Source organism: Psychrobacter sp. 1Y4 (genome assembly GCF_051847555.1).
On sequence record NZ_JBPYDE010000356.1, the window covers coordinates 1 to 824 of the forward strand.

Annotated in this window: 1 protein-coding gene; it reads left to right on the forward strand. The window is 40.2% G+C overall.

Annotation, left to right across the window (positions count from 1 at the left end):
- Positions 1-433: 433 nt before the first annotated feature.
- On the forward strand, positions 434-824 hold a 391-nt coding region (locus ACS8FC_RS16290; RefSeq protein ID WP_439297544.1), incomplete at its 3' end, for an MFS transporter.

Genomic DNA, 824 nt, shown 5'->3' on the forward strand with positions numbered 1-824 from the left:
TCTTTGTCTTGTGTCCAAACTTTAGGCGGTACATATTTATCGTTTTGTGTGTCACTGGTTGATGCATTACTCATAGAATATCCTTAGTGATTATTGCCATTATTTTTGGTTATATTAGCTTTTACTTATCTTAGTACTGTTTTTTTTGATAGCCATGCTAATCATTCTATCAATTGCTATGCTATTTGTTAGCTAGGCTTTACTATAACGATAACCTCTGCTGATATTAAAGTCTTCTCTTGTAATCAATGTTACGATTTTGCTGTGATTAATGACATACCGCTCAATGACCCAAGCCGCCATAATGCTTCGTTACCTTGAGGCACTTTAATTACCCTCTAAGCTTTCTTATACTACTCAACTTATATCGCGCAATCTGTCCGTAAAGACGCGAACCTCCCAATTTTATAATAAGATATCCAATGGGATTGACATGCTGACGCTCACCCCAACCCAAAATAAATACCTACCCTATGTCCTAGCGGTAGCGTTATTTATGCAGATTTTAGATGCCACTATTTTGAACACCGCATTGCCACAAATGGCATTAGCGTTGGATGAATCACCGTTAAAAATGCAATGGGCCGTTATCAGCTATGCGCTCACCTTAGCCATTTTCATCCCAATTAGTGGGTTTTTGGCAGATAAGTATGGTACACGCCGTGTTTTCTTATCAGCCATTGTGGTATTTTGCGTGGGCTCACTACTGTGCGCTATGGCCTCTACGTTAAGTTTTTTGGTCATCTCACGAGTGATACAAGGCATTGGTGGTGCCATGATGACTCCGGTTGGACGCTTGATCTTAGTCAAGTCCTACCCACGTA